Annotated in this window: 1 pseudogene; it reads left to right on the forward strand. The window is 55.3% G+C overall.

Annotated elements, in window-relative coordinates:
- Positions 1 to 246: pseudogene (locus EOD29_RS34120) on the forward strand (hypothetical protein); the annotation flags it as partial.

Below are 246 nucleotides of genomic sequence, written 5' to 3' on the forward strand. Positions count from 1 at the left end.
GAACGCGCCGCTGGACCTTGCCGAACTGAACTCCTGGATGCTCTTCGCCGTAGGGCTGTTTTTTTCAATCTTGGCCTTCATCGACGGCTGCTACTTGACGGATCCCTATCCGGGCTTTGCCGGTGTGAGGAAACGGTTGGACAGCGCGCGATCCAACTACATCGACAGAAAGCTCGAGCTCATCGACAATCTCCGTGACATAAGAGACGATCACAACGCGAAGATCGAGGAGATCGTGCGCGATCT

The sequence above is a fragment of the Mesorhizobium sp. M1A.T.Ca.IN.004.03.1.1 genome (assembly GCF_003997555.1).
GTDB lineage: Bacteria > Pseudomonadota > Alphaproteobacteria > Rhizobiales > Rhizobiaceae > Mesorhizobium.